26 protein-coding genes, 1 tRNA gene and 1 other annotated feature are annotated in these 24,864 nt (G+C 53.5%); of the genes, 14 read left to right on the forward strand and 13 right to left on the reverse strand.

Annotated elements, in window-relative coordinates:
* Window positions 1–3: 3 nt before the first annotated feature.
* From FHC52_RS05530 to ugd, 4 genes are all read left to right on the forward strand, one after another.
* Entirely contained in the window at window positions 4–909 is a 906-nt protein-coding gene (locus FHC52_RS05530; RefSeq protein ID WP_063922185.1) for a glycosyltransferase, read from the forward strand.
* 69 nt (window positions 910–978) lie between these two features.
* On the forward strand, window positions 979–1,437 hold the full coding sequence (locus FHC52_RS05535; protein WP_071994486.1) for an acyltransferase: 459 nt from the start codon (window positions 979–981) through the stop codon (window positions 1,435–1,437).
* A gap of 161 nt (window positions 1,438–1,598) precedes the next feature.
* Window positions 1,599–3,005, forward strand: a complete 1,407-nt coding sequence (gene gndA, locus FHC52_RS05540; RefSeq protein ID WP_063922186.1) for an NADP-dependent phosphogluconate dehydrogenase — start codon at window positions 1,599–1,601, stop codon at window positions 3,003–3,005.
* A 226-nt stretch (window positions 3,006–3,231) separates the two neighbouring features.
* Window positions 3,232–4,398, forward strand: coding sequence for a UDP-glucose 6-dehydrogenase (gene ugd / locus FHC52_RS05545; RefSeq protein WP_044596690.1), 1,167 nt, complete (start codon window positions 3,232–3,234; stop codon window positions 4,396–4,398).
* Between the two features lie 52 nt (window positions 4,399–4,450).
* Here ugd and FHC52_RS05550 read toward each other — a convergent pair whose 3' ends face one another.
* Window positions 4,451–5,455, reverse strand: a complete 1,005-nt coding sequence (locus tag FHC52_RS05550) for an NAD-dependent epimerase (protein WP_063922187.1) — start codon at window positions 5,453–5,455, stop codon at window positions 4,451–4,453.
* 191 nt (window positions 5,456–5,646) lie between these two features.
* Between FHC52_RS05550 and wzzB the strand changes: the two genes are divergently transcribed.
* Window positions 5,647–6,627, forward strand: coding sequence for an LPS O-antigen chain length determinant protein WzzB (gene wzzB / locus FHC52_RS05555; protein ID WP_063922188.1), 981 nt, complete (start codon window positions 5,647–5,649; stop codon window positions 6,625–6,627).
* A 40-nt stretch (window positions 6,628–6,667) separates the two neighbouring features.
* Here the strand turns inward: wzzB and hisIE are convergent, their stop codons facing one another.
* The 9 genes from hisIE to hisL form a co-directional block, all read right to left on the reverse strand.
* Window positions 6,668–7,279: a bifunctional phosphoribosyl-AMP cyclohydrolase/phosphoribosyl-ATP diphosphatase HisIE gene (gene hisIE / locus FHC52_RS05560; protein WP_220419962.1), complete on the reverse strand. Its 612-nt coding sequence runs from the start codon at window positions 7,277–7,279 to the stop codon at window positions 6,668–6,670.
* The gene (gene hisF / locus FHC52_RS05565; protein WP_021241435.1) at window positions 7,273–8,049 is read right to left on the reverse strand and encodes an imidazole glycerol phosphate synthase subunit HisF; all 777 of its coding nucleotides are present in this window, start codon (window positions 8,047–8,049) and stop codon (window positions 7,273–7,275) included. Before hisF ends, hisIE begins: the two co-directional genes overlap by 7 nt.
* A complete protein-coding gene (gene hisA, locus FHC52_RS05570; protein WP_032652636.1) occupies window positions 8,031–8,768 on the reverse strand; it encodes a 1-(5-phosphoribosyl)-5-[(5-phosphoribosylamino)methylideneamino]imidazole-4-carboxamide isomerase in 738 nt (245 codons plus the stop codon). The genes hisF and hisA overlap by 19 nt, the downstream gene beginning before the upstream one ends.
* Window positions 8,768–9,358, reverse strand: a complete 591-nt coding sequence (gene hisH, locus FHC52_RS05575) for an imidazole glycerol phosphate synthase subunit HisH (RefSeq protein WP_021241433.1) — start codon at window positions 9,356–9,358, stop codon at window positions 8,768–8,770. The genes hisA and hisH overlap by 1 nt, the downstream gene beginning before the upstream one ends.
* Window positions 9,358–10,425 carry a bifunctional histidinol-phosphatase/imidazoleglycerol-phosphate dehydratase HisB gene (hisB, locus tag FHC52_RS05580; protein ID WP_021241432.1) on the reverse strand — a complete coding sequence of 356 codons (1,068 nt, stop codon included), beginning with the start codon at window positions 10,423–10,425 and terminating at the stop codon, window positions 9,358–9,360. The genes hisH and hisB overlap by 1 nt, the downstream gene beginning before the upstream one ends.
* A complete protein-coding gene (gene hisC / locus FHC52_RS05585) occupies window positions 10,422–11,483 on the reverse strand; it encodes a histidinol-phosphate transaminase (protein ID WP_021241431.1) in 1,062 nt (353 codons plus the stop codon). Before hisC ends, hisB begins: the two co-directional genes overlap by 4 nt.
* Window positions 11,480–12,784, reverse strand: coding sequence for a histidinol dehydrogenase (hisD, locus tag FHC52_RS05590; RefSeq protein ID WP_220419963.1), 1,305 nt, complete (start codon window positions 12,782–12,784; stop codon window positions 11,480–11,482). Before hisD ends, hisC begins: the two co-directional genes overlap by 4 nt.
* A 5-nt stretch (window positions 12,785–12,789) precedes the next feature.
* The gene (hisG, locus tag FHC52_RS05595; RefSeq protein ID WP_000886595.1) at window positions 12,790–13,689 is read right to left on the reverse strand and encodes an ATP phosphoribosyltransferase; all 900 of its coding nucleotides are present in this window, start codon (window positions 13,687–13,689) and stop codon (window positions 12,790–12,792) included.
* A gap of 45 nt (window positions 13,690–13,734) precedes the next feature.
* Window positions 13,735–13,858, reverse strand: a sequence feature (His leader region).
* A complete protein-coding gene (hisL, locus tag FHC52_RS05600; RefSeq protein ID WP_001364200.1) occupies window positions 13,834–13,884 on the reverse strand; it encodes a his operon leader peptide in 51 nt (16 codons plus the stop codon). Its footprint overlaps the feature before it by 25 nt.
* A 175-nt stretch (window positions 13,885–14,059) precedes the next feature.
* Here hisL and FHC52_RS05605 point away from each other — a divergent pair, with 175 nt between their 5' ends.
* The 4 genes from FHC52_RS05605 to plaP all read left to right on the forward strand — a co-directional run bounded on the left by FHC52_RS05605 (window position 14,060) and on the right by plaP (window position 17,485).
* Complete coding sequence (locus tag FHC52_RS05605; RefSeq protein ID WP_023344481.1) at window positions 14,060–14,884, forward strand: SDR family oxidoreductase; 825 nt, start codon at window positions 14,060–14,062, stop codon at window positions 14,882–14,884.
* 41 nt (window positions 14,885–14,925) lie between these two features.
* The gene (locus FHC52_RS05610; RefSeq protein ID WP_021241428.1) at window positions 14,926–15,855 is read left to right on the forward strand and encodes a LysR substrate-binding domain-containing protein; all 930 of its coding nucleotides are present in this window, start codon (window positions 14,926–14,928) and stop codon (window positions 15,853–15,855) included.
* A gap of 219 nt (window positions 15,856–16,074) precedes the next feature.
* Window positions 16,075–16,137, forward strand: a complete 63-nt coding sequence (gene yoeI, locus FHC52_RS05615; RefSeq protein WP_099458931.1) for a membrane protein YoeI — start codon at window positions 16,075–16,077, stop codon at window positions 16,135–16,137.
* Window positions 16,127–17,485, forward strand: a complete 1,359-nt coding sequence (plaP, locus tag FHC52_RS05620) for a putrescine/proton symporter PlaP (RefSeq protein ID WP_008499462.1) — start codon at window positions 16,127–16,129, stop codon at window positions 17,483–17,485. The genes yoeI and plaP overlap by 11 nt, the downstream gene beginning before the upstream one ends.
* 122 nt (window positions 17,486–17,607) lie before the next feature.
* On the opposite strand, the gene sbcB is transcribed toward plaP, so the two are convergent.
* Window positions 17,608–19,044 carry an exodeoxyribonuclease I gene (gene sbcB, locus FHC52_RS05625; RefSeq protein ID WP_370989653.1) on the reverse strand — a complete coding sequence of 479 codons (1,437 nt, stop codon included), beginning with the start codon at window positions 19,042–19,044 and terminating at the stop codon, window positions 17,608–17,610.
* 198 nt (window positions 19,045–19,242) lie between these two features.
* Between sbcB and dacD the strand changes: the two genes are divergently transcribed.
* The 4 genes from dacD (at window position 19,243) to FHC52_RS05645 (ending at window position 22,647) form a co-directional block, all read left to right on the forward strand.
* Window positions 19,243–20,409 carry a serine-type D-Ala-D-Ala carboxypeptidase DacD gene (gene dacD / locus FHC52_RS05630; protein WP_008499464.1) on the forward strand — a complete coding sequence of 389 codons (1,167 nt, stop codon included), beginning with the start codon at window positions 19,243–19,245 and terminating at the stop codon, window positions 20,407–20,409.
* Window positions 20,410–20,528: 119 nt separating this feature from the next.
* Entirely contained in the window at window positions 20,529–21,002 is a 474-nt protein-coding gene (gene sbmC / locus FHC52_RS05635; RefSeq protein WP_023293783.1) for a DNA gyrase inhibitor SbmC, read from the forward strand.
* A 92-nt stretch (window positions 21,003–21,094) separates the two neighbouring features.
* A complete protein-coding gene (locus FHC52_RS05640) occupies window positions 21,095–22,153 on the forward strand; it encodes an FUSC family protein (RefSeq protein WP_008499466.1) in 1,059 nt (352 codons plus the stop codon).
* A gap of 158 nt (window positions 22,154–22,311) precedes the next feature.
* Window positions 22,312–22,647, forward strand: coding sequence for a DUF496 family protein (locus tag FHC52_RS05645; protein WP_008499467.1), 336 nt, complete (start codon window positions 22,312–22,314; stop codon window positions 22,645–22,647).
* Window positions 22,648–22,694: 47 nt separating this feature from the next.
* Here the strand turns inward: FHC52_RS05645 and FHC52_RS05650 are convergent, their stop codons facing one another.
* Together FHC52_RS05650 and FHC52_RS05655 are read right to left on the reverse strand one after the other, a co-directional pair.
* The gene (locus FHC52_RS05650; protein WP_025913311.1) at window positions 22,695–23,030 is read right to left on the reverse strand and encodes a gamma-glutamylcyclotransferase family protein; all 336 of its coding nucleotides are present in this window, start codon (window positions 23,028–23,030) and stop codon (window positions 22,695–22,697) included.
* Between the two features lie 53 nt (window positions 23,031–23,083).
* Window positions 23,084–23,159 (reverse strand) — tRNA-Asn (locus FHC52_RS05655).
* Between the two features lie 162 nt (window positions 23,160–23,321).
* On the opposite strand from FHC52_RS05655, the gene emmdR reads away from it, so the two are divergent.
* Window positions 23,322–24,776 (forward strand): multidrug efflux MATE transporter EmmdR, encoded by a 1,455-nt coding sequence (gene emmdR / locus FHC52_RS05660; protein WP_021241423.1) that lies wholly within the window; start codon window positions 23,322–23,324, stop codon window positions 24,774–24,776.
* Window positions 24,777–24,864: the final 88 nt, after the last annotated feature.

The following is a 24,864-nucleotide window of genomic DNA, read 5'->3' on the forward strand; positions in this document are numbered from 1 at the left end:
CTAATGACGCATGTAAATGTTGCAGTGCTATTGGCTGCATACAATGGTAGTAAATGGATTAAAGAACAAATTGACAGTATTTTAAATCAGTCTCATGTAAACGTTCATATATATATTAGTGTAGATAAATCTGATGATGATACATTTGAACTATGTAATGCTTATGCTGAGCAAGATCATCGATTGTCAGTATTAAATTATGGTGAACGATTTGGTGGCGCAGGGCCAAATTTTTATAGATTAATTCGAGATGTGGATTTTTCGAAATATGACTATGTATCGTTTTCAGATCAGGATGACATTTGGTTTGAAAGCAAACTATATACTTCCATATGTAATATGACTTCAAGCAATGCTCATGGATATTCAAGCAATATCATCGCATTCTGGGAGGATGGCCGAAAATGTTTGATTGACAAGGCTCAAGAGCAAGTAAAGTATGACTATTTATTTGAAGCGGCTGGACCCGGTTGTACTTATGTTTTGACGAATGAGTTGTGCAAAAGCTTTAAAGAATTTTATTTAGCACATCCAAATGAAGTGGGAAAAGTCACGCTTCATGACTGGATGATTTATGCTTACGCAAGAAATCGTGGTTTCAAATGGATTATTGATAAACAACCTTCTATGTTGTATCGGCAACACGCGAACAATCAAGTTGGTGCTAATAATAGTATCCGAAGTGCTGCTAAGCGATCAAAGAAAGTTTTTGACCGATGGTATGCCGGAGAGATCATAAAAATCATATTACTATTAGAGATGGATAAGAGCTCGATTGGGAAGCATCTTATAAATGGTGGTTTTTTTGATAGTATAATTCTTTCTTTTCAAGTGAACAAACTCCGCAGACGTTTTCGTGATAGATTTGCTCTTTTTATTTTTTGTCTTGCTGGTTTGATTAGAAGGTGATGATTTGTTTTTTAGTTTGATTTACCAACACGTTTTATCAATAATGGCTTATTGAACGAGTATAGGTATATGTTTATTCATGAAATTAGTGATGTACAAAGTGAAAATATTGGAGAAGGTACAAGAATATGGCAATATGTTGTAATCCTTAATGGCGCAAAAATAGGTGTTGATTGCAATATATGTGCACATACATTGATAGAAAATGATGTAATTTTAGGTGATAGGGTCACTGTAAAATCTGGTGTCTATTTGTGGAATGGGCTTAGAATCGAAGATGATGTTTTTATAGGACCCAATGTCACATTTTCAAATGATCTCTATCCTAAGTCCAAAATCTATCCTGAATCATTTTTAATGACAGTTGTAAAGAAAGGAGCATCTATTGGAGCGAACGCAACTATTCTTCCAGGTATAACTTTGGGGCAGAATTGCTTAGTTGGTGCCGGTAGTGTAGTTACTAGAAATGTTCCAGATAATGCTGTTGTTGCTGGAAATCCAGCAAGAATCCTAAGATATATTGAATAGGACTTATGTTAATTAGGTTTAATTAAAAATTAATATACAAACATTACGCATTTTATGTGAAATATTTTCTTTTTACTTCCCCTTTTAGTAGGTTATCATATTTAATAATCTATAAGCTGCGGACAAAAAACCGCGGCGACCACACCTGACAGGAGTATGTAATGTCCAAGCAACAGATCGGCGTCGTCGGTATGGCAGTGATGGGGCGCAACCTGGCGCTCAACATCGAAAGCCGTGGTTATACCGTCTCCGTTTTCAACCGCTCCCGTGATAAGACCGAAGAAGTGATTGCCGAGAATCCAGGCAAGAAACTGGTTCCTTTCTATACGGTTAAAGAATTCGTTGAGTCTCTGGAAACGCCTCGTCGTATCCTGTTAATGGTGAAAGCGGGCGCAGGTACCGATGCAGCGATTGACTCCCTGAAGCCTTACCTCGAAAAAGGTGACATCATCATTGATGGCGGTAATACCTTCTTCCAGGACACCATTCGTCGTAACCGTGAACTGTCCGCTGAAGGTTTCAACTTCATCGGTACCGGTGTATCCGGTGGCGAAGAGGGCGCGCTGAAAGGCCCATCCATCATGCCTGGCGGCCAGAAAGAAGCATACGAACTGGTTGCGCCTATTCTGACTAAAATCGCCGCTGTTGCAGAAGATGGCGAGCCGTGTGTGACTTATATCGGTCCTGACGGTGCCGGTCACTATGTGAAAATGGTGCATAATGGCATCGAATACGGCGACATGCAGCTGATTGCTGAAGCTTATTCCTTGCTGAAAGGCGGTCTGAACCTTTCTAACGAAGAGCTCGCTGTAACCTTTACCGAGTGGAACAAAGGCGAGCTTAACAGCTACCTGATTGACATCACCAAAGATATCTTCACGAAAAAAGATGAAGAGGGTAAATACCTGGTTGATGTGATTTTGGATGAAGCAGCGAACAAAGGTACCGGTAAATGGACCAGCCAGAGCTCTCTGGATCTGGGCGAACCGCTGTCTCTGATCACTGAGTCTGTTTTCGCGCGTTACATCTCTTCTCTGAAAGAGCAGCGCGTCGCGGCATCTAAAGTACTGTCTGGCCCACAGGCTAAACCAGCGGGTGATAAAGCCGAATTCGTTGAAAAAGTGCGTCGTGCACTGTATCTGGGTAAAATCGTTTCTTACGCGCAGGGCTTCTCTCAGCTGCGTGCGGCATCAGACGAGAACAACTGGGATCTGAACTACGGTGAGATCGCGAAGATCTTCCGCGCGGGCTGTATCATTCGTGCGCAGTTCCTGCAGAAAATCACCGATGCCTATGCTGAAAACGCCGGTATCGCCAACCTTCTGCTGGCACCGTACTTCAAAAAGATTGCGGACGAATACCAGCAGGCTCTGCGTGATGTAGTTGCCTATGCTGTTCAGAACGGCATCCCGGTTCCGACCTTCTCTGCGGCAGTAGCCTACTACGACAGTTACCGTGCGGCAGTTCTTCCTGCAAACCTGATTCAGGCACAGCGTGACTACTTCGGTGCGCATACCTACAAGCGTACCGATAAAGAAGGCGTATTCCATACCGAATGGATGGAATAAGTTAACTGACTCGCTGTCATCAAAACCCGGAGCCTGTCTCCGGGTTTTTTTATGCAAAAACTGCCGCCTGTTACTCGAAGTAGTCTGAATCTCATCCTCCTCGCGGTGATTACTCCTGGTTTGCCTTGACAGCTCAGTTTGCCTGGAGGTACAAAGCCCAACAGTTATGTTTATCGCGATGGTCTGGCGACCATCAGTACAGTTAACTCACAGAAGTCATTAGCGAATGAAAATAACAATTTCCGGAACAGGGTATGTCGGTCTCTCTAACGGCATTCTGATTGCTCAGAATCATGAAGTGGTTGCGCTGGATATCGTGCAGGCCAAAGTGGATATGCTCAATCAGAAGAAATCGCCGATTGTCGACAAAGAAATCCAGGACTATCTCAGCAATAAACCGCTGAATTTCCGCGCCACGACAGATAAAGAAGATGCATACCGCGATGCGGATTACGTCATCATTGCGACGCCTACTGACTACGATCCTAAAACCAACTATTTCAACACCTCAACGGTAGAAGCGGTAATCAAAGACGTTATCGCGATCAACCCTAATGCGGTGATGGTGATTAAATCGACCATCCCTGTCGGTTTTACCAAATCCATTAAAGAAAAATTCGGTATTGATAATATCTTCTTCTCGCCGGAATTCCTGCGTGAGGGGAGAGCGCTTTACGATAACCTGCATCCTTCGCGTATCGTTATTGGCGAACGTTCTGAGCGCGCTGAACGTTTTGCTGCGTTGCTACAGGAGGGGGCCCTGAAGAAAGATATTCAGGTGCTATTTACCGACTCCACTGAAGCTGAGGCGATCAAGCTCTTCGCGAATACCTATCTGGCGATGCGAGTGGCTTATTTTAATGAGCTCGACAGCTACGCAGAAAGCCTTGGACTGAATACTCGCCAGATTATTGAAGGGGTGTGCCTCGACCCGCGCATTGGCAATCACTACAACAACCCTTCATTTGGCTACGGTGGCTATTGCCTGCCAAAAGATACGAAGCAGCTGCTGGCAAACTATCAGGCAGTGCCGAATAACCTCATCTCGGCGATTGTTGATGCCAACCGTACGCGTAAAGACTTCATCTCCGATTCTATCCTTGCACGTCAGCCGAAAGTGGTCGGTGTGTATCGTCTGATCATGAAGAGTGGTTCCGATAACTTCCGAGCCTCTTCCATTCAGGGGATCATGAAGCGTATCAAGGCGAAAGGCGTTGAGGTTATTATCTATGAACCTGCTATGTCGGACGATCAGTTCTTCAATTCACGGGTGATCCGCGATCTGGACGCCTTTAAGAAAGAAGCCGATGTCATCATTTCAAACCGCATGGCGGAAGAGCTGGCTGACGTGGCGGATAAGGTTTATACCCGCGATCTGTTTGGTAGTGACTGATTCTCTGCTCTATATTGTAAAAAACCCGGCTGAGTTGCCGGGTTTTTTATTTTTAGACTTTGTAGAAATCGCGGTACCAGTCAACGAAATTCTTCACCCCATCCTTAACCGAGGTTTGCGGTTTAAATCCGATCGCGTCATAAAGTGGCTGGGTATCGGCGCTGGTTTCCAGAACATCTCCTGGCTGAAGAGGCAGCATATTCTTCTCGGCTTTTTTACCCAGCGCGTCTTCCAGCGCAGTGATGTAATCCATCAGTTCTACTGGCGAACTGTTACCGATGTTATAAACCCGGTAAGGTGCTGAGCTGGTTGCCGGAGAGCCGGTCTCAACGGTCCAGTTTGGATCTGCCTGAGGAATAATATCCTGCAGACGAATAATGGCTTCAGCGATGTCATCAATATACGTAAAGTCGCGCTTCATCTTACCGTAGTTATAGACATCAATGCTTTTTCCTTCAATCATCGCCTTGGTAAACTTAAACAGCGCCATGTCCGGGCGTCCCCACGGACCGTATACGGTAAAGAAGCGCAGCCCAGTTGTCGGCAGGTTGTAGAGATGCGAATAGGTGTGCGACATCAGCTCATTGGCTTTTTTGGTCGCGGCATAAAGCGAAACCGGGTGATCCACGGAATCGTCAGTTGAGAAGGGCATCTTGCGGTTGAGGCCATATACGGAGCTGGATGAGGCATACAACAGATGCTGAACGTTGTTATGGCGGCAGCCTTCCAGCACGTTGAGGTGGCCGATAAGGTTGGCGTCCGCGTACGCATGGGGGTTTTCCAGGGAGTAGCGAACACCCGCCTGCGCGGCCAGATGAATCACACGATCAAACTTCTCACCAGCGAAAAGCGCAGCCATGCCTTCACGGTCTGCTAACTCCAGCTTGTGAAAAGTAAAACGCTCTGATTTCAACAGTTCCAGGCGCGCCAGCTTCAGGCTTACATCGTAGTAGTCATTGAGGTTATCGATACCAACAACCTGATGCCCGGCCTCAAGGAGGCGTTTACTGACATTTGCACCGATAAAACCCGCTGCGCCCGTGACTAAAAATTTCATAGCTTTCCTCATAACCCTATTCTTACAGATGTCATAATGCATCGCATGGGGTCTATGATAGCGCGAAGGATGTAAGTTACATAACCCATCTTTCCGATATTACTCATCGGATTCTTATAGAAAAATTGCCAGCAATAGATAAACTATGCAAACAACATTATGTTCGCCCGTTTTCATCTGTTAGGGATTGTATGACACAAAATAACAATAGCCAGGTCAGTCGAAGCAATGATCCTGAGCAAATCGATTTACTTGATTTAGTGCTGCAGCTGTGGCGTGGGAAGTGGATGATAGCAACTTTTGTTGTCGTTTTTATCGTCCTGGCAATTGGATATCTCTCTGTCGCAAAGGAAAAATGGACCTCAAGTGCGATAATTGCACAACCTGATGCAGCTCAGATAGCAACCTATTCCAACGCATTGAACATCCTCTACGGCAGCGCTGCACCGTCGATGCTTGACATTCAAACTCGCGCGATTGGCCGTTTTAACTCTTCATTCTCGGCATTATCTCAGGCGCTTGAGAACCAGCAGGAGCCAGAGAAACTGACTATAGCGCCGACTGTGACCGGACAGCCGCTCCCGCTCAGTGTTTCCTATACCAGTACCTCTGCAGAAGCCGCTCAGAGACAGCTGGCACAATACATCCAGCAGGTCGATGAGCAAACGGCGAAAGAACTTGCCGTTGACCTTAAGGACAACATCAAGGAACAGATAAAAACCCTGAATGACTCCCTGCAAAACCAGGAGAAGGTCGCTCAGGAGCAAAAAGATCTGCGTATCAAACAGATTGCTGAGGCACTCAAGAACGCTGAAGCAGCGAAAATAACCTCGCCGCAGGTCCAGCAAACCCAAGAGGTGACTCAGGAAACGTTGTTCCTGCTGGGTAGCGAGGGGCTGAAATCGATGATTGACAATGAGGCTTCTCGTCCGCTGGTCTTCCCAACGGCCTATTACCAGACCAAGCGAAACCTGTTGGACATCCAGAATCTGAATGTAAACCCTGACACGATCCACGTTTACCGGTATGTCATGAAGCCGGAACTCCCAGTACATCGTGACAGTCCGAAAAAAGCGGTTGTTCTGATTCTTGCCGTGCTGCTGGGTGGTATTATCGGTTCAGGTTTCGTGATTGGCCGTAACGCCTTACGAAACTACAAACCAAAAGCCTGATTTGCAGATTAAAAAAAACCGGGGATATACCCCGGTTTTTTTATTTGTGACGTTTGCGAAGGTTTTCTATCACCGCCGTCAAATCCAGCGCCTGATCTTGCAGCAGCACCAGCAGGTGATACATCAAGTCAGAGGCTTCGTTCGTCAGCTCCTCACGGTCATGCACGGTCGCGGCCAGCGCTGTCTCAACGCCTTCTTCACCCACCTTCTGTGCAATACGCTTGGTTCCGCTGGCGTACAGCTTCGCGGTATAAGAACTCTCCGGATCCGCCGTTTTACGCTCCGCCAGCAGCTGCTCCAGTTGGTACAGGAACAGCCACTGGTGACTCGCCTCTCCAAAGCAGCTGCTGGTGCCCTTATGGCAGGTCGGACCGATGGGGTTTGCCAGTACCAGCAGGGTGTCGTTATCGCAGTCCGGCGTAATGCTTACTACATTCAGGAAATGGCCCGAGGTTTCGCCTTTGGTCCACAGGCGCTCTTTCGTGCGGGAGTAAAACGTCACTTTGCCGCTGTCGATCGTTTTCGCCAGCGCGTCCTGGTTCATATATCCCAGCATCAGCACTTCGCCTGAGACGGCATGCTGGACAACCACCGGCAGTAATCCGTCCGTTTTTTTCCAGTCCAGCAGCGCCTGTTGTTGCTCTGTTAACATACCCTGATCTCCACGCCCTGGTCGGCCAGGTACGTTTTTAACTCACCAATATTAATAATCTGTTTGTGGAACACGGAAGCGGCCAGCGCGCCGTCCACGTTCGCATCGCGGAAGGCTTCGAGGAAGTGTTCCATGGTGCCCGCGCCGCCAGAGGCAATCAGCGGAACGTGGCAGACCTCACGGACTTTTTTCAGCTGTTCGAGGTCATACCCGTTACGCACGCCGTCCTGGTTCATCATGTTGAGGACAATCTCGCCAGCGCCACGCTTCTGCACTTCCTGCACCCAGTCGAGCGTTTCCCACTGCGTCACGCGCGTGCGGCTTTCATCCCCCGTGTACTGGTTGACGTGATACTTGCCCGTTGCGGCGTCATACCAGGTGTCGATCCCAACCACAATACACTGCACGCCAAAACGATCGGCGAGGCGGGTAATGAGCTCCGGGTCGGCCAGGGCAGGGGAGTTGATGGAAATCTTGTCGGCACCAAACGAGAGAATTTTGGCGGCGTCGTCGGCGGATTTAATCCCGCCCGCCACGCAGAACGGAATATCGATTACTTCCGCCACGCGAGCGACCCAGCTTTTGTCAACTACGCGGCCATCGCTGGACGCGGTAATATCGTAGAACACCAGCTCGTCTGCGCCTTCATCGGCATAGCGTTTTGCCAGCGGAACGATGTCGCCAATGATCTCGTGGTTGCGGAACTGCACGCCTTTCACGACCTGGCCGTCACGTACGTCCAGGCAAGGGATTATCCGTTTTGCCAGCATTGTATCGCCTCCGTCACCGTAAATTTACCTTCCAGCAGGGCCCGGCCCACAATCACGCCCTGTACGCCCGTTCCGCGCAGCGCGGCAATATCGTTTAAATCACCAATTCCGCCCGAAGACTGGAACGCTACCTGCGGATAACGCGCGCAGATCTCTTCATACAGCGAGACGTTGGAGCCCGCCAGCGTGCCGTCACGGGAGATGTCCGTGCACAGCACGTGCTTAAGGCCAACGGGCAGATACATCTCGACCAGCGCCTCCAGCGTCACGCCGGAGTTTTCCTGCCAGCCGCTGACCGCCACCTGCTTATTACCCTGTTCGTCAATGCGCACGTCCAGCGCCAGCACCAGCGCGTCGGCGCCAAAGCGGCGGAACCACCCCTTCACCGTCTCAGGCTCTTTCACCGCGGTTGAACCGACCACCACGCGCGCCACGCCCGCGTCCAGCAGCGCGGCAACGTCATCTTCCGTACGCACGCCGCCGCCAACCTGTACCGGCACATCAACACCGGCGACCAGATTTTTAAGCAGCGGGATCTGTCGCTTCGCCGGATCTTTCGCGCCCGTCAAATCCACCAGATGCAGCACCTGTGCCCCCTGGGCGGCATAATCCTGCAGACGCGGCAGCGGGTCGTTTCCGTAGTCTCGCTGCTGCCCGTAATCACCCTGATGAAGACGGACAACCGTGCCGTCAATTAAATCTAACGCGGGAATAATCATCACATCTCCAGGAAGTTTTTCAGCAGCTGCGCGCCCGCGGCGCCCGAGCGCTCCGGGTGAAACTGCACGCCGAAGAAATTGTCTTTCTGCACCGCCGCGGTAAACGCCTCGCCGTAAGTGCACTGGGCGATGGTATTGACGTTCACCGGCATGGCGTAGCTGTGCACAAAGTAAAAGTACGCGCCGTCTTCAATGCCGCGAAATAGCCGGTCGCCCGCTTTGGCGTACACGCGGTTCCAGCCCATATGCGGCAGAGGCAGACCGTGGTCGGTCATCTTCGGCACGTCTTCGTCGATAATGCCCAGCAGGTCAACGCCGTTGCTCTCTTCGCTGCGACGGCCCAGGATCTGCATACCCAGGCAAATGCCCAGCACCGGCTGGGTACAGGCTTTGATCAGATCGACCAGCTCGCGCTCGCGAATCTGATCCATCGCGGCCTGCGCAGTGCCCACGCCCGGCAGAAATAACTTGTCGGCACGCAGCACCACGTCAGGGTCACGGCTGACCACCGGTTCGTAGCCGTGGCGGGTGATGGCCGACTTTACGGAGTTGAGGTTGGCGCATCCGGTATCCAGAATCACCACGTTCATTACAGCACTCCTTTTGATGAGGGCAGGGCGTCGCCTTCCACGCGAATTGCCTGGCGCAGCGTGCGGCCAAAGGCCTTGAAGAGACTCTCCACGCGGTGGTGGTCGTTCTTGCCTTTGGTTTTCAGGTGCAGCGTCAGGCCCATGGTGTAGGACAATGAACGGAAGAAGTGCTCCACCATTTCGGTGCTCAGATCGCCCACGCGCTGGTAATTGAAGTCTGCTTTGTATTCCAGGTGCGGACGACCGGAGATATCCATCGCGCAGCGCGCCAGACACTCGTCCATCGGCAGGACAAAGCCAAAACGGTTAATGCCGCGCTTGTCGCCGAGCGCCAGCTTCAGGGCTTCACCCAGCGCCAGGCCGGTATCTTCCACGGTGTGGTGATCGTCAATATAGAGGTCGCCTTTTACCGCGATCTCCATGCGGAAACCGCCGTGGGTGGCAATCTGGTCCAGCATGTGGTCGAAGAAACCGACGCCGGTGTGGATCTTGCTGCCGCCTTCACGGTCCAGCCAGACCTTCACATCAATCTGTGTCTCTTTGGTGTTGCGTTCAACGTGCGAGTAGCGGTCACGTTTTGTCAGCTGCTCGCCAATCATCGCCCAGTTAAGGTTGTTGCGGTCATAGCGCAGCCCCGCGATGCCCATGTTCTCCGCCAGCGTAATATCGGTGATGCGATCGCCGATGACATAGCTGTTAGTCTTATCCAGCACATCCTCCGCCAGATAGTGCTCGACCAGCTTCACCTTTGGCTTACGGCAGTCGCACTCGTCGGCTGGCATGTGCGGGCAAATCAGCACTTCATCGAACACCACGCCCTGCGAGGTCAGCACCTGCATCATCAGATTATGCGGGCCGTCAAAGTCTGCCTGCGGGAAGCTGTCGGTACCCAGACCGTCCTGGTTGGTGATCATCACCAGCTTGTACCCGGCTTTTTGCAGCTTAAGCAGCACCGGGATCACGTCAGGTTCAAACGCCAGCTTGTCGAATCGGTCGACCTGAAAATCAGCTGGGGGCTCCGAAATAAGGGTGCCGTCACGATCGATGAAAAGGATCTTCTGGGTCATACTTTCTCCGCTTTCAGGGCGTCAATCACGCGCTGGCTCTCTGCACGGGTGCCGACGGTAATGCGCAGGCATCCGCTCAGAGAAGGTTGTTTATTCTGGTCTCGTAAGATAATGCCCTGATCCCATAAAGATTTAAATACGGCACTGGAAGCGGTAAAGCGCACCAGGATGTAGTTGGTTTCCGAGTCGAACACCTGCTCCACGCACGGGATATCCTTCAGGGCGGTCACCAGGTACTGACGTTCCTCCAGGATTTGCGCCACGCGCTCGCGCATCGCGTTAATCCCCTGAGGCGTCAGCGCCTGTGCCGCAATATCGGCAACCGGCGTCGAGAGGGGGTACGGGGCGATCACCTTCAGCAGCAGGTCGATGACCTCTTTATTTGCCAGCGTGAATCCGCAGCGCAGACCCGCGAGAGCAAAGGCTTTTGACAGCGTACGCAGTACCACCAGGTGCGGGTACTCTTCCAGCCAGCCAGCCAGCGTCGCCTGCGGGCAGAACTCGATGTAGGCTTCGTCCGCGACCACCAGGGCTTTACCGCGCGTCATCTCCAGCAGGGTACGGATATCCTGCGGGTTAATAATCTGCCCGGTCGGGTTGTTTGGGCTACAGACAAACACCACTTTTACGCCGTCAAGATTGTCGGCAATCCCCTGCAGATCCAGCTGCCAGTTCTCCAGTGAGAGCACGTTGCGGCACGCCACCCCGAAGGTCTCCGCGCTGACGCTGTACATGCCGTAGGTAGGCTGGCAGTACATTACCGCGTCTTTGCCCGGCTCGCAGAAGGCGCGGATCAGCAGTTCAATGCCCTCATCCGCGCCGCGACTGACCAGCACCTGCTCTGGCTTCACGCCAGCGTACTGCGCGTAGTTCTCAATAACCGCCTTCGGCTGACACTCCGGATAGCGGTTCAGCGTTTGCTGCGACAGCTCAAACTGCACCGCCGTGGGATATTCGTTGGCGTTCAGCCAGACATCCCCTTTACCGCCCAGACGACGCGCAGACTGGTAAGGCGTCAGGCGACGGACATTTTCGCGGGCTAATTCTTCAATGTTCATGCTTGCTCCTTCAGGGCTGCAACGCGCAGCGTAACGGCGTTTTTGTGAGCGGTCAGGCGCTCGGCGGCGGCCAGGGTTTCAATGGTGGACGCCAGCGAGGCAAACCCTTCGCGGGAGAGCTCCTGCACGGTCATGCGTTTCTGGAAATCCGCCAGCCCCAGGCTGGAACAGGTTGAGGTATAGCCATACGTTGGCAGCACGTGGTTGGTGCCGGAGGCGTAATCGCCCGCGGATTCAGGTGACCAGTCGCCGAGGAACACCGAGCCCGCGCTGGTAATGCTGTCGACCAGATCGCGCGCATTTCGGGTCTGAATAATCAGGTGCTCCGGACCGTACTGGTTAGAAATGGCAATGCACTGCGCCAGATCGCGCGCCACAATCAGACGGCTGGCCGCTAACGCCTGGCGTGCCGTGTCGGCGCGGGGCAGGTCGGCAAGCTGACGCTCCACGGCTTCGCCCACGCGTTTTGCCATATCGGCATCCGGCGTCAGCAGGATAACCTGCGAGTCCGGGCCGTGTTCCGCCTGGGAAAGCAGGTCAGACGCGACGAAATCTGGCGTTGCGCCGCTGTCGGCAATCACCAGCACTTCAGACGGGCCGGCAGGCATATCGATGGCCGCGCCGTCCAGACGCTGGCTGACCTGACGCTTAGCTTCAGTCACATACGCATTGCCAGGGCCAAAGATTTTGTCGACCTTGGGAATGGATTCCGTGCCGAACGCCAGGGCGGATATCGCCTGCGCGCCGCCCACTTTATAGACCGCCTGCACGCCGCACAGCTTCGCCGCGTACAGGATCTCGTCGGCAATCGGTGGCGGCGAGCACAGCACCACTTTCTGACACCCGGCAATGCGTGCGGGAGTCGCCAGCATTAGCACGGTGGAGAAAAGCGGGGCAGAGCCGCCGGGAATATAGAGGCCGACGGACGCAACCGGGCGCGTCACCTGCTGGCAGCGCACGCCGGGCAGGGTTTCGACATCCACGGTCTGCAGCTTTTGCGCGGTGTGGAAGGTATCAATGTTTTTCACCGCAACGGCCATCGCCTGCTTGATGTCATCCCCCAGGCGATTCATGGCATCAATGATTTCCTGCTCGGTAACCTGTAATGCGCCGACGGCCGTCTTATCAAACTTCGCGCTGTATTCACGCAACGCGTCATCGCCGCGGGCTTTGACGTTATCCAGGATCTCCGCCACGGTGCGCGAGATGCTTTCAGAGGCGGAAATCGCCGGGCGCATCAGCAACTCGCGCTGCTGTGCGTCGCTACAGGTATTCCAGTCGATGATAGTGTTAAAGCTCATGGCCATTACTCCATCATCTTCTCAATTGGCAGCACCAGGATGGAGCTTGCGCCCAGCGCCTTCAGTTTTTCCATGGTTTCCCAGAACAGGGTTTCGCTGCTCACCATGTGCATCGCCACGCGCTGCTGATCGCCTGCCAGCGGCAGGATGGTTGGACGCTCGGCGCCCGGCAGCAGGGCAATCACTTCATCCAGACGCTCGGTTGGGGCGTGCATCATGATGTATTTGGATTCACGCGCCTGAATCACGCCCTGAATACGGGTCAGCAGTTTGTCGATCAGCTGCTGCTTAGCGTCGGCCATCTCGCCGTCACGCTGGATCAGGCACGCTTTGGAGCGGTAGATCACCTCCACTTCGCGCAGACCGTTCGCTTCCAGCGTCGCGCCGGTAGAGACCAGGTCACAGATGGCGTCCGCCAGACCCGCACGCGGCGCCACTTCAACAGAACCGTTCAGCAGACAGGATTTAAACTGCACGCCTTTCTGATCCAGATAGCGCTTTAACAGGTGAGGGTAGGAGGTGGCGATACGTTTGCCGTTCAGCGCGGCCGGGCCGTCCCAGGCTTCATCAACCGGCGTCGCCAGCGACAGGCGGCAGCCGCCGAAGTCCAGACGACGCAGGGTGAAGTAACGCGGGTCTTCGCCCTGCGCGCGGCGGGTCAGCAGCTCTTCTTCCAGCACGTTTTCACCGATGATGCCGAGGTCAACGACGCCATCCATGACCAGGCCGGGAATATCGTCATCACGCACGCGGAGAATGTCGATGGGCATGTTTTCAGCCAGAGCAATCAGGCGCTGGGTGTGCAGGTTGATTTTAATCCCGCAGCGGGCCAGCAGTTCGCGTGAATCGTCACTTAAACGGCCTGATTTTTGAATAGCTATGCGTAAACGTGAGTTATCTAACATTCTTTATTCCTCGTTAACCTGTTTTAACCTGTCTGAATTCGGTCCAAAAAAAAGCCCCCGGAAGAAGATCTTCCGGGGGCTTTTTCATGCGTTCATGCACCACTGGAAGATCCAAACGTCTTCCAGCACACATCGCCTGAAAGACTAGTCAGGATGATGGTGATGATGGTGGTGTTTAAATTGAACGCGTGTCATATAAATTCTCGATGAATGCTTATTCATTTGATGTCTTTTAACCTAAACCAGTTGTGCGACATATTGCAAGGGCTTTTTTTGATCATTAATTCATTTCATATTGATGCTATGAATTGTGTGTTCTGCCGGGCTGGCGTAGCCTTATGAAAGACGAGTGAGAGTCAGGAGAATTCGCATGAAAAAGGTCGCGATTGTCGGTTTAGGATGGCTGGGAATGCCGCTGGCGATGTCATTAGCCGCGAAAGGCTGGCAGGTGACCGGGAGCAAGACCACCCGAGATGGGGTCGAAGCGGCGCGCATGTGCGGTATTGAGGGCGTTGAACTGCGTCTGGAGCCGGAACTGGTGTGTGATGCGGACGATCTGGACACGCTGATGAACGTCGATGCGCTGGTGATTACGCTACCCGCGCGGCGCAGCGGCCCGGGTGAATCATTTTATCTGCAGGCGATGCAGGAGATAGTCGACAGCGCGCTGGCGCATCACGTACCGCGCATTGTTTTCACCAGCTCGACGTCGGTCTATGGCGATGCTGAAGGCGTAGTGAAAGAGACCTCCGAGCGCCGTCCCGTTACCGCGAGCGGTCAGGTCCTGAAAGAGCTGGAAGACTGGCTACACAATCTTCCCGGCACGCAGGTCGATATCGTTCGTCTGGCGGGGCTGGTGGGCCCTGGCCGCCATCCGGGACGCTTCTTTGCCGGAAAGACTGCGCCAGACGGCCAGCATGGCGTGAATCTTGTCCATCTTGAGGATGTTATTGGCGCAATTGAGCTACTCTTACAGGCTCCGAAAGGCGGACACATCTATAATATATGTGCACCGACTCATCCGGCGCGCAGCACCTTTTACCCGCTGATGGCACGTCAGCTGGGCCTGGCTCCGCCGGTCTTTGGTGAGGCAAAAGATGGCAGTAAAGGCAAAATTGTTGATGGCAATCGCATTTGTCATGAGCTGGGGTTTGAGTATCAGTATCCCGATCCGCTGGTGATGCCCATGGAATAAGTTCCGCAGCGGAGACGATCGCACACCAGAAGGGGGCGAGCATGAAACCGCTGCTGGATGTTCTTATTATTCTGGATGCACTGGAAAAAGAGGGGAGCTTTGCCGCTGCGTCGGCAAAGCTCTACAAAACCCCTTCGGCCCTGAGCTATACCGTCCAAAAACTGGAAAGCGACCTCAATATCCAGATCCTCGATCGCTCCGGGCATCGCGCACGCTTTACCCGCACCGGACAGATGCTGCTGGAAAAAGGCCGTGAAGTCCTCCACACCGTTCGTGAACTCGAAAAACAGGCCGTCAAACTGCATCAGGGATGGGAAAACGAGCTGGTGATTGGGGTGGATGACACCTTTCCGTTTTCTCTCCTGACGCCGCTGATTGAAATGTTTTACCAACATCACAGCGTCACCCGGCTTATTTTCATCAACGGCGTGCTGGGCGGTTCCTGGGATGCCTTAACCCAGGGCAGGGCGGACATTTTTGTCGGTGCATTGCATGAGCCTCCCCAACTCAGTGAATTTGGTTTTGCCCGCCTTGGCGTGCTGGAGCAGGTATTTGCCGTGGCGCCTCATCATCCGCTGGCTCAGGAGCCCGAGCCGCTTAACCGCCGCGTGATTAAAGGCTACCGCGCGATTGTAGTGGGTGACAGCTCTCGCCCGGAATGTGCGGTCTCCTCGCAGCTGCTTGATGAGCAGGAAGCGATTACCGTTTTCGACTTTAAAACCAAGCTTGAGCTGCAAATTAGCGGTCTGGGCTGCGGCTATTTACCCCGCTATCTGGCGCAGCGCTTTATTGACAGCGGTGCGCTTGTTGAAAAACAGGTACTTGCTCAAAACAGCCATGAATCGGTGTGGGTGGGCTGGAATGAACAGACCGCCGGGCTGGCGAGTGCCTGGTGGCGGGACGAAATTTTAGCAAATAGTGCTATCGCTGCTGTATATGCTCAGGGCAGCGTCGAGAAATCAGCCAGTTAGCAAAAAGAAAATTACCCGGTGCGTTGCAAAGTATTGCCTTTTGTATCCGATGTGGGGCAAAATGCCGCCGCTGCAACCAAATGAATAATCGACGATATAAAAGGCGTCGGTTATTTTTTTTTGCATGTACGAAACGAAACTAAAAACCAAGAGGCCGGGCTTCGTACCGGATAGATATTTACTAAAATCCGACAGTTGTTGTCGCTGAGGAAGAAAGAAATGGGGCAATTTTTCGCTTACGTGGCGGTTATCACCGTAAAGGAGAATAACTATGTCGCATAACGCAACTCCAAACACCTCTCGCGTGGAATTACGTAAAACGCTTACGTTGATTCCGGTTGTTATGATGGGCCTGGCCTATATGCAACCGATGACGCTGTTTGATACATTCGGTATCGTATCAGGCCTCACAGACGGTCATGTGCCAACGGCATATGGCTTCGCGCTGATTGCGATCCTCTTTACCGCGCTGAGCTACGGTAAACTGGTGCGTCGCTATCCGTCTGCGGGTTCCGCTTACACCTATGCCCAGAAATCCATCAGCCCGACGGTTGGCTTTATGGTGGGCTGGTCTTCGCTGCTCGACTATCTGTTCGCGCCGATGATCAACATTCTGCTGGCAAAAATCTATTTTGAAGCGCTGGTGCCGTCGATTCCATCCTGGATGTTCGTTGTGGCGCTGGTGGCCTTTATGACGGCCTTTAACCTGCGCAGCATCAAGTCTGTCGCCAACTTTAACTCCGTTATCGTTGTGCTTCAGGTTGTCCTGATTGCGGTTATTCTTGGCATGGTGATTTACGGCGTATTCCACGGCGAAGGCGCGGGCACCCTGGCGAGCAGCAAGCCGTTCTGGTCTGGTGATGCGCATGTGATCCCGATGATTACCGGGGCAACCATTCTGTGCTTCTCCTTTACCGGTTTTGACGGGATCAGCAACCTGTCTGAAGAAACCAAAGATGCAGAGCGCGTAATTCCTCGTGCCATCTTCCTGACGGCGCTGATTGGCGGTCTGATCTTTATTTTCTCGACCTATTTCCTGCAGCTGTATTTCCCGGATATCTCTCGCTTCAAGGATCCGGATGCGTCTCAGCCGGAAATTATGCTGTACGTGGCGGGTAAAGCGTTCCAGGTCGGCGCGCTGATCTTCTCCACCATCACTGTACTGGCGTCCGGTATGGCCGCGCATGCAGGCGTTGCGCGTCTGATGTACGTAATGGGCCGCGATGGCGTATTCCCGAAAAGCTTCTTCGGCTACGTGCATCCAACCTGGCGTACCCCGGCAATGAACATTATCCTGGTCGGTGCGATCGCGCTTCTGGCGATTAACTTTGACCTGGTGATGGCAACGGCGCTGATTAACTTCGGTGCGCTGGTGGCGTTCACCTTTGTTAACCTGTCGGTGATCTCTCAGTTCTGGATCCGTGAAAAGCGTAACAAGACGCTGAAAGATCACTTCCAGTATCTGTTCCTGCCGATGTGCGGTGCCCTGACCGTGGGCGCGCTGTGGGTTAACCTGGAAGAGAGCTCGATGGTGCTTGGCCTGATTTGGGCGGGTATCGGTCTGGTTTACCTGGCCTGCGTCACGAAGAGCTTCCGTAACCCGGTTCCGCAGTACGAAGACGTCGCGTAAGACTGTGTCGGGTGGCGGCTATGCCTTACCCGACCTCCATACCCCGTAGGCCCGCGTAAGCGCCGCCCCACCGGGCAAAAAAAAGCCGGAGACTTCGCCTCCGGCTTTTTTATACCTATCGATCAAACTATCTCTTGTGCGTACTGGAACAGGGATTTCAGCAGCGCCTGTTTTTCAGCATTCCCTTCATACTGGCCGTAGAGCATCTCCAGCTCCTGTGCATAGCTGTGCAGGTACTCTGGCGTAAACACGTTGCGACGATGCTGCAGCCAGCGTTCCTGCTCGGCTTCATCCAGCGTGCCGGGGTAATTACGCGCGCGGTAATTAAACATCAGCTTTTCGATGCGCTTATCGGCGAAGGTGATATCCAGCGCCGGTAAGTTACGCGGCTCTGTTTGCAGAACGATATTCATGGCCGCGCGATCGGCATCGCTGAAGAAACCGTTATAGAGTTGGGCGTCCACGTTTTCAGACGGCACGAACGGCTCGGCTTCAGCAAAAATGGCCACGACTTTCTCGCGCACCTGCGGATTTTCACGCAGCACTTTGAGATTATCGAGGCAGTGCTGGCGGTTAATGCCCAGCCTGTCAGCATCTTCCGGGCGCAGCGTGTTCGCCTGAGCGAGTACCGGACATTTATTTATGTGCACCAGTTTGACCGGCACCGCGGGCAGATCGCCGAGTTCATTTTTTGGCGTGTACAAACGTTCGCGCAGGATATCGCTGTCGAGTTCGAGCAGCGGTGAAATATCGCCCGCCAGGTCCACCATGATAACCGCATTACGGTTATCCGGGTGCCACGCCAGCGGCGCAACCCAGCTGGTATTGCCGCGCCAGGCGCCAAACATGCCGGAAATATGCACCAGAGGTTTCATCTGCGGTACGTCGATAAGGGTCATAAGCTTCTGCTTGCTGCGATGGCTCAGCAGATACTCAAACAGCCGGGGCTGTGCGCTTTTCACCAGCTTTGCCATGGCAATGGTGGCATATACGTCCGCCATCGCGTCGTGGGCATTGCTGTGCTCGATACCGTTGGCGCGCGTCAGGTGTTCCAGCCGGAAGCTTGTCAGACCTTCCTCATTTTCCGGCCAGTGAATGCCCTCAGGACGCAGGGCGTAGCAGGCGCGCATGATGTCGAGTAAATCCCAGCGTGAATTGCGGTTCTGCCAGCTCCAGGCATAGGGATCGTAGAAGTTGCGATAGAAGATGTTGCGCGTCACTTCGTCATCGAAGCGGATGTTGTTGTAACCGACCACGCAGGTATTGGGAACGGTAAACAGGTCGTGGATGCGGCGGGCGAATTCTGCCTCGTTAACGCCTTTTTCCCGCGCTTCCTGCGGGGTGATCCCGGTGACCATCACCGCGCCGGGCTGCGGCAGGTAATCATCCGCTGGCTTGCAGTAAAAGACCTCAGGCTCGCCGATGATGTTGAATTCGTCGTCGGTACGGATGGCGGCAAACTGCGCCGGTCGGTCCAGCGCCGGATGCGTGCCAAAGGTTTCGTAGTCGTGGAACAAAAAAGTCGGGCGAGCGGCAGAGTCAGACACCAGTAATACCATCCTGTTAAAAAATGACGTCACTATGGTAAACGATCGTGCGGGTCAGACCGAATAAAAAGCACCGCCGCGTCGCAAATTTGCGCGCCAGCTTCAGAGAAAAATCTGCGTTCTGTCACATTTTTTTGCAATTAAGCCAGGTAACGACATCAGAACTCCCGTAAAAAGGTCATCGATTTTTAATGACCTGAGGATATACCGTTGAAACGCCGTCTGTTTATTGCTGTTTCTTTACTCGCTTCGAGTGTCTCATCTGCTTTTGCGGCCGAACCACTGGATTTTTCGCCGCAGCCTCCGGCCATTCAGGCTGGCTCCTGGGTGCTGATGGATTACACGACTGGTCAGATTTTAACGGCGGGCAACGAACATCAACAACGTAATCCGGCGAGCCTGACCAAGCTGATGACGGGTTATGTAGTGGATCGGGCCATTGATAGCCACCGCATTACCCCGGATGACATCGTCACCGTAGGGCGTGATGCCTGGGCAAAAGGGAACCCGGTGTTTGACGGTTCATCGCTGATGTTCCTGAAGGAGGGCGATCGCGTCACCGTGCGCGATCTGAGCCGCGGCCTGATTGTCGATTCCGGCAACGACGCCTGCGTGGCGCTGGCCGATCACGTGGCGGGCGGGCAGCCGCAGTTCGTGAAGATGATGAACGACTATGTGCAGAAGCTGAACCTGCGTGATACCCACTTCGAAACCGTCCACGGGCTGGACGCGCCGGGCCAGCATAGCTCGGCGTATGACCTGGCCGTTCTCTCCCGGGCCATTATCCACGGTGAGCCCGAGTTTTATCATATGTACAGCGAAAAGAGCCTGACCTGGAACGGGATCACCCAGCAGAACCGTAACGGCCTGCTGTGGGATAAGACCATGAACGTAGACGGGCTGAAAACGGGGCATACCTCGGGGGCCGGCTTTAACCTGATTGCGTCTGCTGTTGACGGTCAGCGTCGTTTGATTGCCGTTGTAATGGGAGCGGACAGCCCGAAAGGGCGTGAGGACCAGGCCCGAAAACTGCTGCACTGGGGGCAGCAGAATTTCGATACGGTGCAGATCCTGCATAACGGAAAAAAAGTGGGAACGGAGCGCATCTGGTACGGCGACAAGGAGCAGGTAAAACTGGGCACCGACCAGGACTTCTGGCTGGCCTTGCCGAAAGCGGAGGTGCCCAACATCAAAGCCAAATACGTGCTGGATAAAAAAGAGCTGGAAGCGCCGATTGCCGCGCATCAGCGTGTCGGGGAGATCCAGCTTTACGATCGCGACAAGGTGGTAGCCCACTGGCCGCTGGTCACGCTGGAAGCCGTTGATAAAGGCGGCCTGTTCTCTCGTCTGAGCGATTATCTGCATCACACGCTTTAACCGCCGATGAGCAGACTGGCAGGGTTGCGAGTCTGCTCACATAATAAACACTCCTTGTTTGCTGATAATGATAATCCAGTTTTATAGTGTATAAATATACAGTGATAAGCGGAGGCAGCATGGACTACAGCATTACGCAGCAACAGAAACGTAAGATTGCCGGTTTTCATTTGGTCGGTCCTTGGGAACACACGGTAAAACAGGGCTTTGAACAGCTGGTCATGTGGGTCGATGGGCGTCACATTGAGCCGCTGGAGTGGGTGGCGGTCTACTACGATAACCCGGATGAGGTCCCGGCCGAAAAACTGCGCTGCGATACGGCCGTTACCGTACCGGACGATTTTGTTATCCCGGAAAACAGCGAAGGCGTCATGATGACGGAAATCGCGGGAGGGGATTATGCCGTAGCGACGGCGCGTGTGGAAAACTACGACTTTGCCACGCCGTGGTATCAGTTCTTCAATTCCCTGCTGCAGGACAATACGTATCAGATGGCGCTCAAACCCTGCTTCGAGCGCTACCTGAATGACGGCAACGCGGACGGCTACTGGGATATTGAAATGTATATCGCGGTAGAGCACAAACCGGTTTAGGCCTGCTGAATAAAGGGTTTTTCAGCCGGGACCGTTCCGCCCGGCTGAAAACACAGTACAATTGTGATTTGCCGTGTAGCTGGAGAGCGGGTGTGCGTCCCGACAAATCATTAACCCCTTTTGAAATTCGGTTGTATAAACACTACCGCGTGGTGCACGGGTGTCGCATCGCGTTGGCATTCGTATTGACGTTTGTACTGGTGCGTTTGCTGGAGGTTCCGGAAGGGACGTGGCCGCTGATCACGCTGGTGGTGGTGATGGGGCCCATCTCGTTTTGGGGCAACGTTGTCCCGCGCGCCTTCGAGCGTATTGGCGGGACCGTGTTAGGTTCGGCCCTGGGGCTAATCGCCCTGAAGCTGGAGCTTATCTCGTTCCCGGTCATGCTGATATGGTGCGGTGCCGCCATGTTCTTGTGCGGCTGGCTGGCGTTGGGTAAGCGTCCTTATCAGGCGCTGCTGATTGGTATCACGCTTGCGGTGGTGGTCGGCGCACCCGCCGGAGATATGACCACGGCGCTGTGGCGAAGCGGGGATGTCATTCTGGGTTCACTGCTCGCCATGCTGTTTACCGGCATCTGGCCGCAGCGGGCTTTTCTGCACTGGCGTATCCAGATGGCCAACTATGTCACCGCGTTTAACCGCGTCTATCAGGCCGGTTTTTCCCCTAATCTGGTTGAACGCCCCCGGCTGGAAAAGCATCTGCAAACCATCCTCAACGACGTGGTCAAAATGCGCGGCCTGATCACGCCCGCCAGCAAAGAGACCCATATTCAGAAAGCGATTTTCGAAGCCATCCAGACGGTAAGCCGCAACCTGGTGTGCATGCTTGAACTGCAAATCAACGCGCACTGGGCCTCTCGCCCGAGCCATCTGTTGATGCTTAACGCGCAGACCCTCAAAGAGACCCAGCAGATGACGCAGCAAACGCTGTTGACCATCGCTCATGCGCTCTACGAAGGTAACCCGCAGCCGATACTGGCAAACAGCGAGCGGCTGAATGAGATCGTTGCGGAGCTGAAGCAGTTAATCAATGAGCGGCAGGGCGATAACGTGGCGGAAACGCCCATTCATGGCTATGTCTGGCTGAGTATGGAACTGGCGCGACAGCTTGAGCTGCTATCGCATCTGATTTGTCGGGCGCTGCGCAAATAAAACGCGGATGTGACGCCTGCTGCTTCGATTCAGCAGCAATTGGGGTTATGATAGGTTTAAACGATATACTCATTGTCATTCGCAGCCGCTGTCAGTAAGGTTATTGTTACAACGGTTGCTTTAACGAATCCGAATCTCACATTATCAGGGGTGTAAAAATGGAAACTACCAAGCCTTCGTTCCAGGATGTTCTGGAATTCGTCCGCCTGTTCCGCCGCAAAAACAAGCTGCAGCGTGAAATCCAGGACGTTGAGAAGAAGATCCGTGACAACCAGAAACGTGTTCTGCTGCTCGACAACCTGAGCGACTATATCAAGCCAGGCATGAGCGTTGAAGCTATTCAGGGCATCATCGCCAGCATGAAGAGCGACTATGAAGACCGTGTTGATGATTACATCATCAAAAACGCTGAACTGTCCAAAGAGCGTCGCGACATCTCTAAGAAGCTGAAAGTGATGGGCGAAATCAAAAACGGCGAAGCAAAAAGCGAGTAATCGCAGCGAATCGTGAAAAAGGCTCTCTGGTGACAGAGAGCCTTTTTTTATGACTCAGAACGTGGCTGTAGCTGATAAATCCAGGCTTGAACCTGCTTACCTTCAGTGGTGGTCACCGTGACCTCAACCCGGTCATAGCCGTCTTCAAACTCATCCAGCATTTGCCAGTGTGCGGAAAGGTTATCAGAGATAAACAGATAGCCTTCGACGCGCGGTCCATCGGAGTGGAGGACAATCCCGGGAAAGTCTGCCGCCGCACCCCAGCCGCGTTCGTAGAACGTACCGGAGACGAAACCGGCCAGCCATTCACCGCCGATGTTTTCAAGGATATGCGCATTAGAATGGCCCGGACGCAGCGTGCCGTAGACAAACAGAGCGTTCATTTTCCCTCATCCGCAAAGCAAAAAGCCTGCTTTAAAAGCAGGCTTTTTAAATTTGGCTCCTCTGACTGGACTCGAACCAGTGACATACGGATTAACAGTCCGCCGTTCTACCGACTGAACTACAGAGGAATCGTTGTGGAGGCTTATCTTAGCGGCGAAAAAACTTTTGTCAAACCTGATCTTAGGGAAAATCGACTGATTGCTGATTCTGTCGTCAGTTTGTTGTAATTCCACACATCTTTTTTCAGGAAAATACTTTGCAGGATTAGCATTTGTCCCCCATCATTTGAAATGGAGTTTCAACTTTTCTCGCTAAGGTCCATTTTGAACGTCACTGCCTCCTTACGCCAGGCGATCGCGCGCACGCCATGGTATGCAAAACGTAAAAGCTATCGTGTCCTGTTCTGGCGTGAAATCACCCCTCTTGCTGTGCCTATCTTTCTGGAAAATACCTGCGTTCTGCTGATGGGGGTACTGAGCACCTTCCTGGTGAGCTGGCTGGGGAAAGAGGCGATGGCGGGGGTCGGGCTGGCGGACAGCTTTAACATGGTGGTGATGTCATTTTTTGCTGCCATCGATCTCGGGACGACGGTGGTGGTGGCTTTTAGCCTCGGCAAGCTCGATCCCAAACGTGCGCGCGAGGCAGCCCGCCAGTCGCTGATGATCATGACTGTCTTTTCGATTGTTCTGGCGGCGGTGATTCACTATTTCGGTAAAGAGATTATCGATTTTGTCGCCGGGGAAGCCACGAACGAGGTCAAAGACCTGGCGCTGACCTATCTGGAGATGACCGTCATCAGCTATCCGGCGGCGGCTATCGCGTTGATTGGCAGCGGCGCGCTGCGCGGGGCAGGTAACACCAAAATTCCGCTCCTGATCAACGGCGGAATGAATATCCTGAATATCATCATCAGCAGCGTGCTGATCTACGGCGTGTTCTCGTGGGACGGGCTGGGGTTCGTCGGCGCCGGACTGGGGCTAACCATTTCACGCTATATCGGTGCGGCGGCGATTATCGGGGTGCTGATGGCGGGGATCACCCCCTCGCTGCGCCTCACGCTGAAGAGCTATTTCCGCCCCTTTAACTTCGCCATTATCTGGGAAGTGATGGGGATCGGCATTCCCGCCAGTATTGAGTCGGTGCTGTTTAACGGCGGGAAGCTGCTGACGCAGATGTTTGTCGCCGGGATGGGCACCGACGTTATCGCCGGTAACTTCATCGCCTTTTCTATCGCCTCGCTGATTAACCTGCCGGGTAACGCGCTGGGTTCGGCCTCGACTATCATTACCGGGAAACGGCTCGGGAAAGGGCAGATCGGCCAGGCTGAGCGGCAGCTGCGCCACGTTTTCTGGCTGTCGACCATTGGACTGACCGTGATTGCCTGGGGAACCGCGCCGTTTGCCGGGCTGATGGCCTCGTTCTATACCCACGAAGAGGACGTTAAAGAGGTCGTTAAAATCCTCATCTGGCTCAATGCGGCCTTTATGCCCATCTGGGCGGCCTCATGGGTACTGCCAGCCGGGCTGAAGGGCGCGCGTGACGCCCGCTTTGCGATGTGGGTGTCGATGCTCGGCATGTGGGGATGTCGCGTTGTGGCGGGGTATACGCTCGGGGTGATGCTCGGATGGGGCGTAGTCGGCGTCTGGCTGGGTATGTTCCTGGACTGGGCCGTACGGGGCGCGCTGTTCTACTGGCGCATGGTCAGCGGGCGCTGGCTGTGGAAATACCCGCGGAAAAATGCCTGACAATTGTGCGAAGTGGAGAATAAATCGGCAAACGATCGGAAATATGCATTCTGCCTTTGACATCATGGGGGAGCATCGATAATATGCG

This window comes from Enterobacter sp. EC_64, from assembly GCF_019584165.1.
Classification (GTDB): domain Bacteria; phylum Pseudomonadota; class Gammaproteobacteria; order Enterobacterales; family Enterobacteriaceae; genus Enterobacter; species Enterobacter roggenkampii.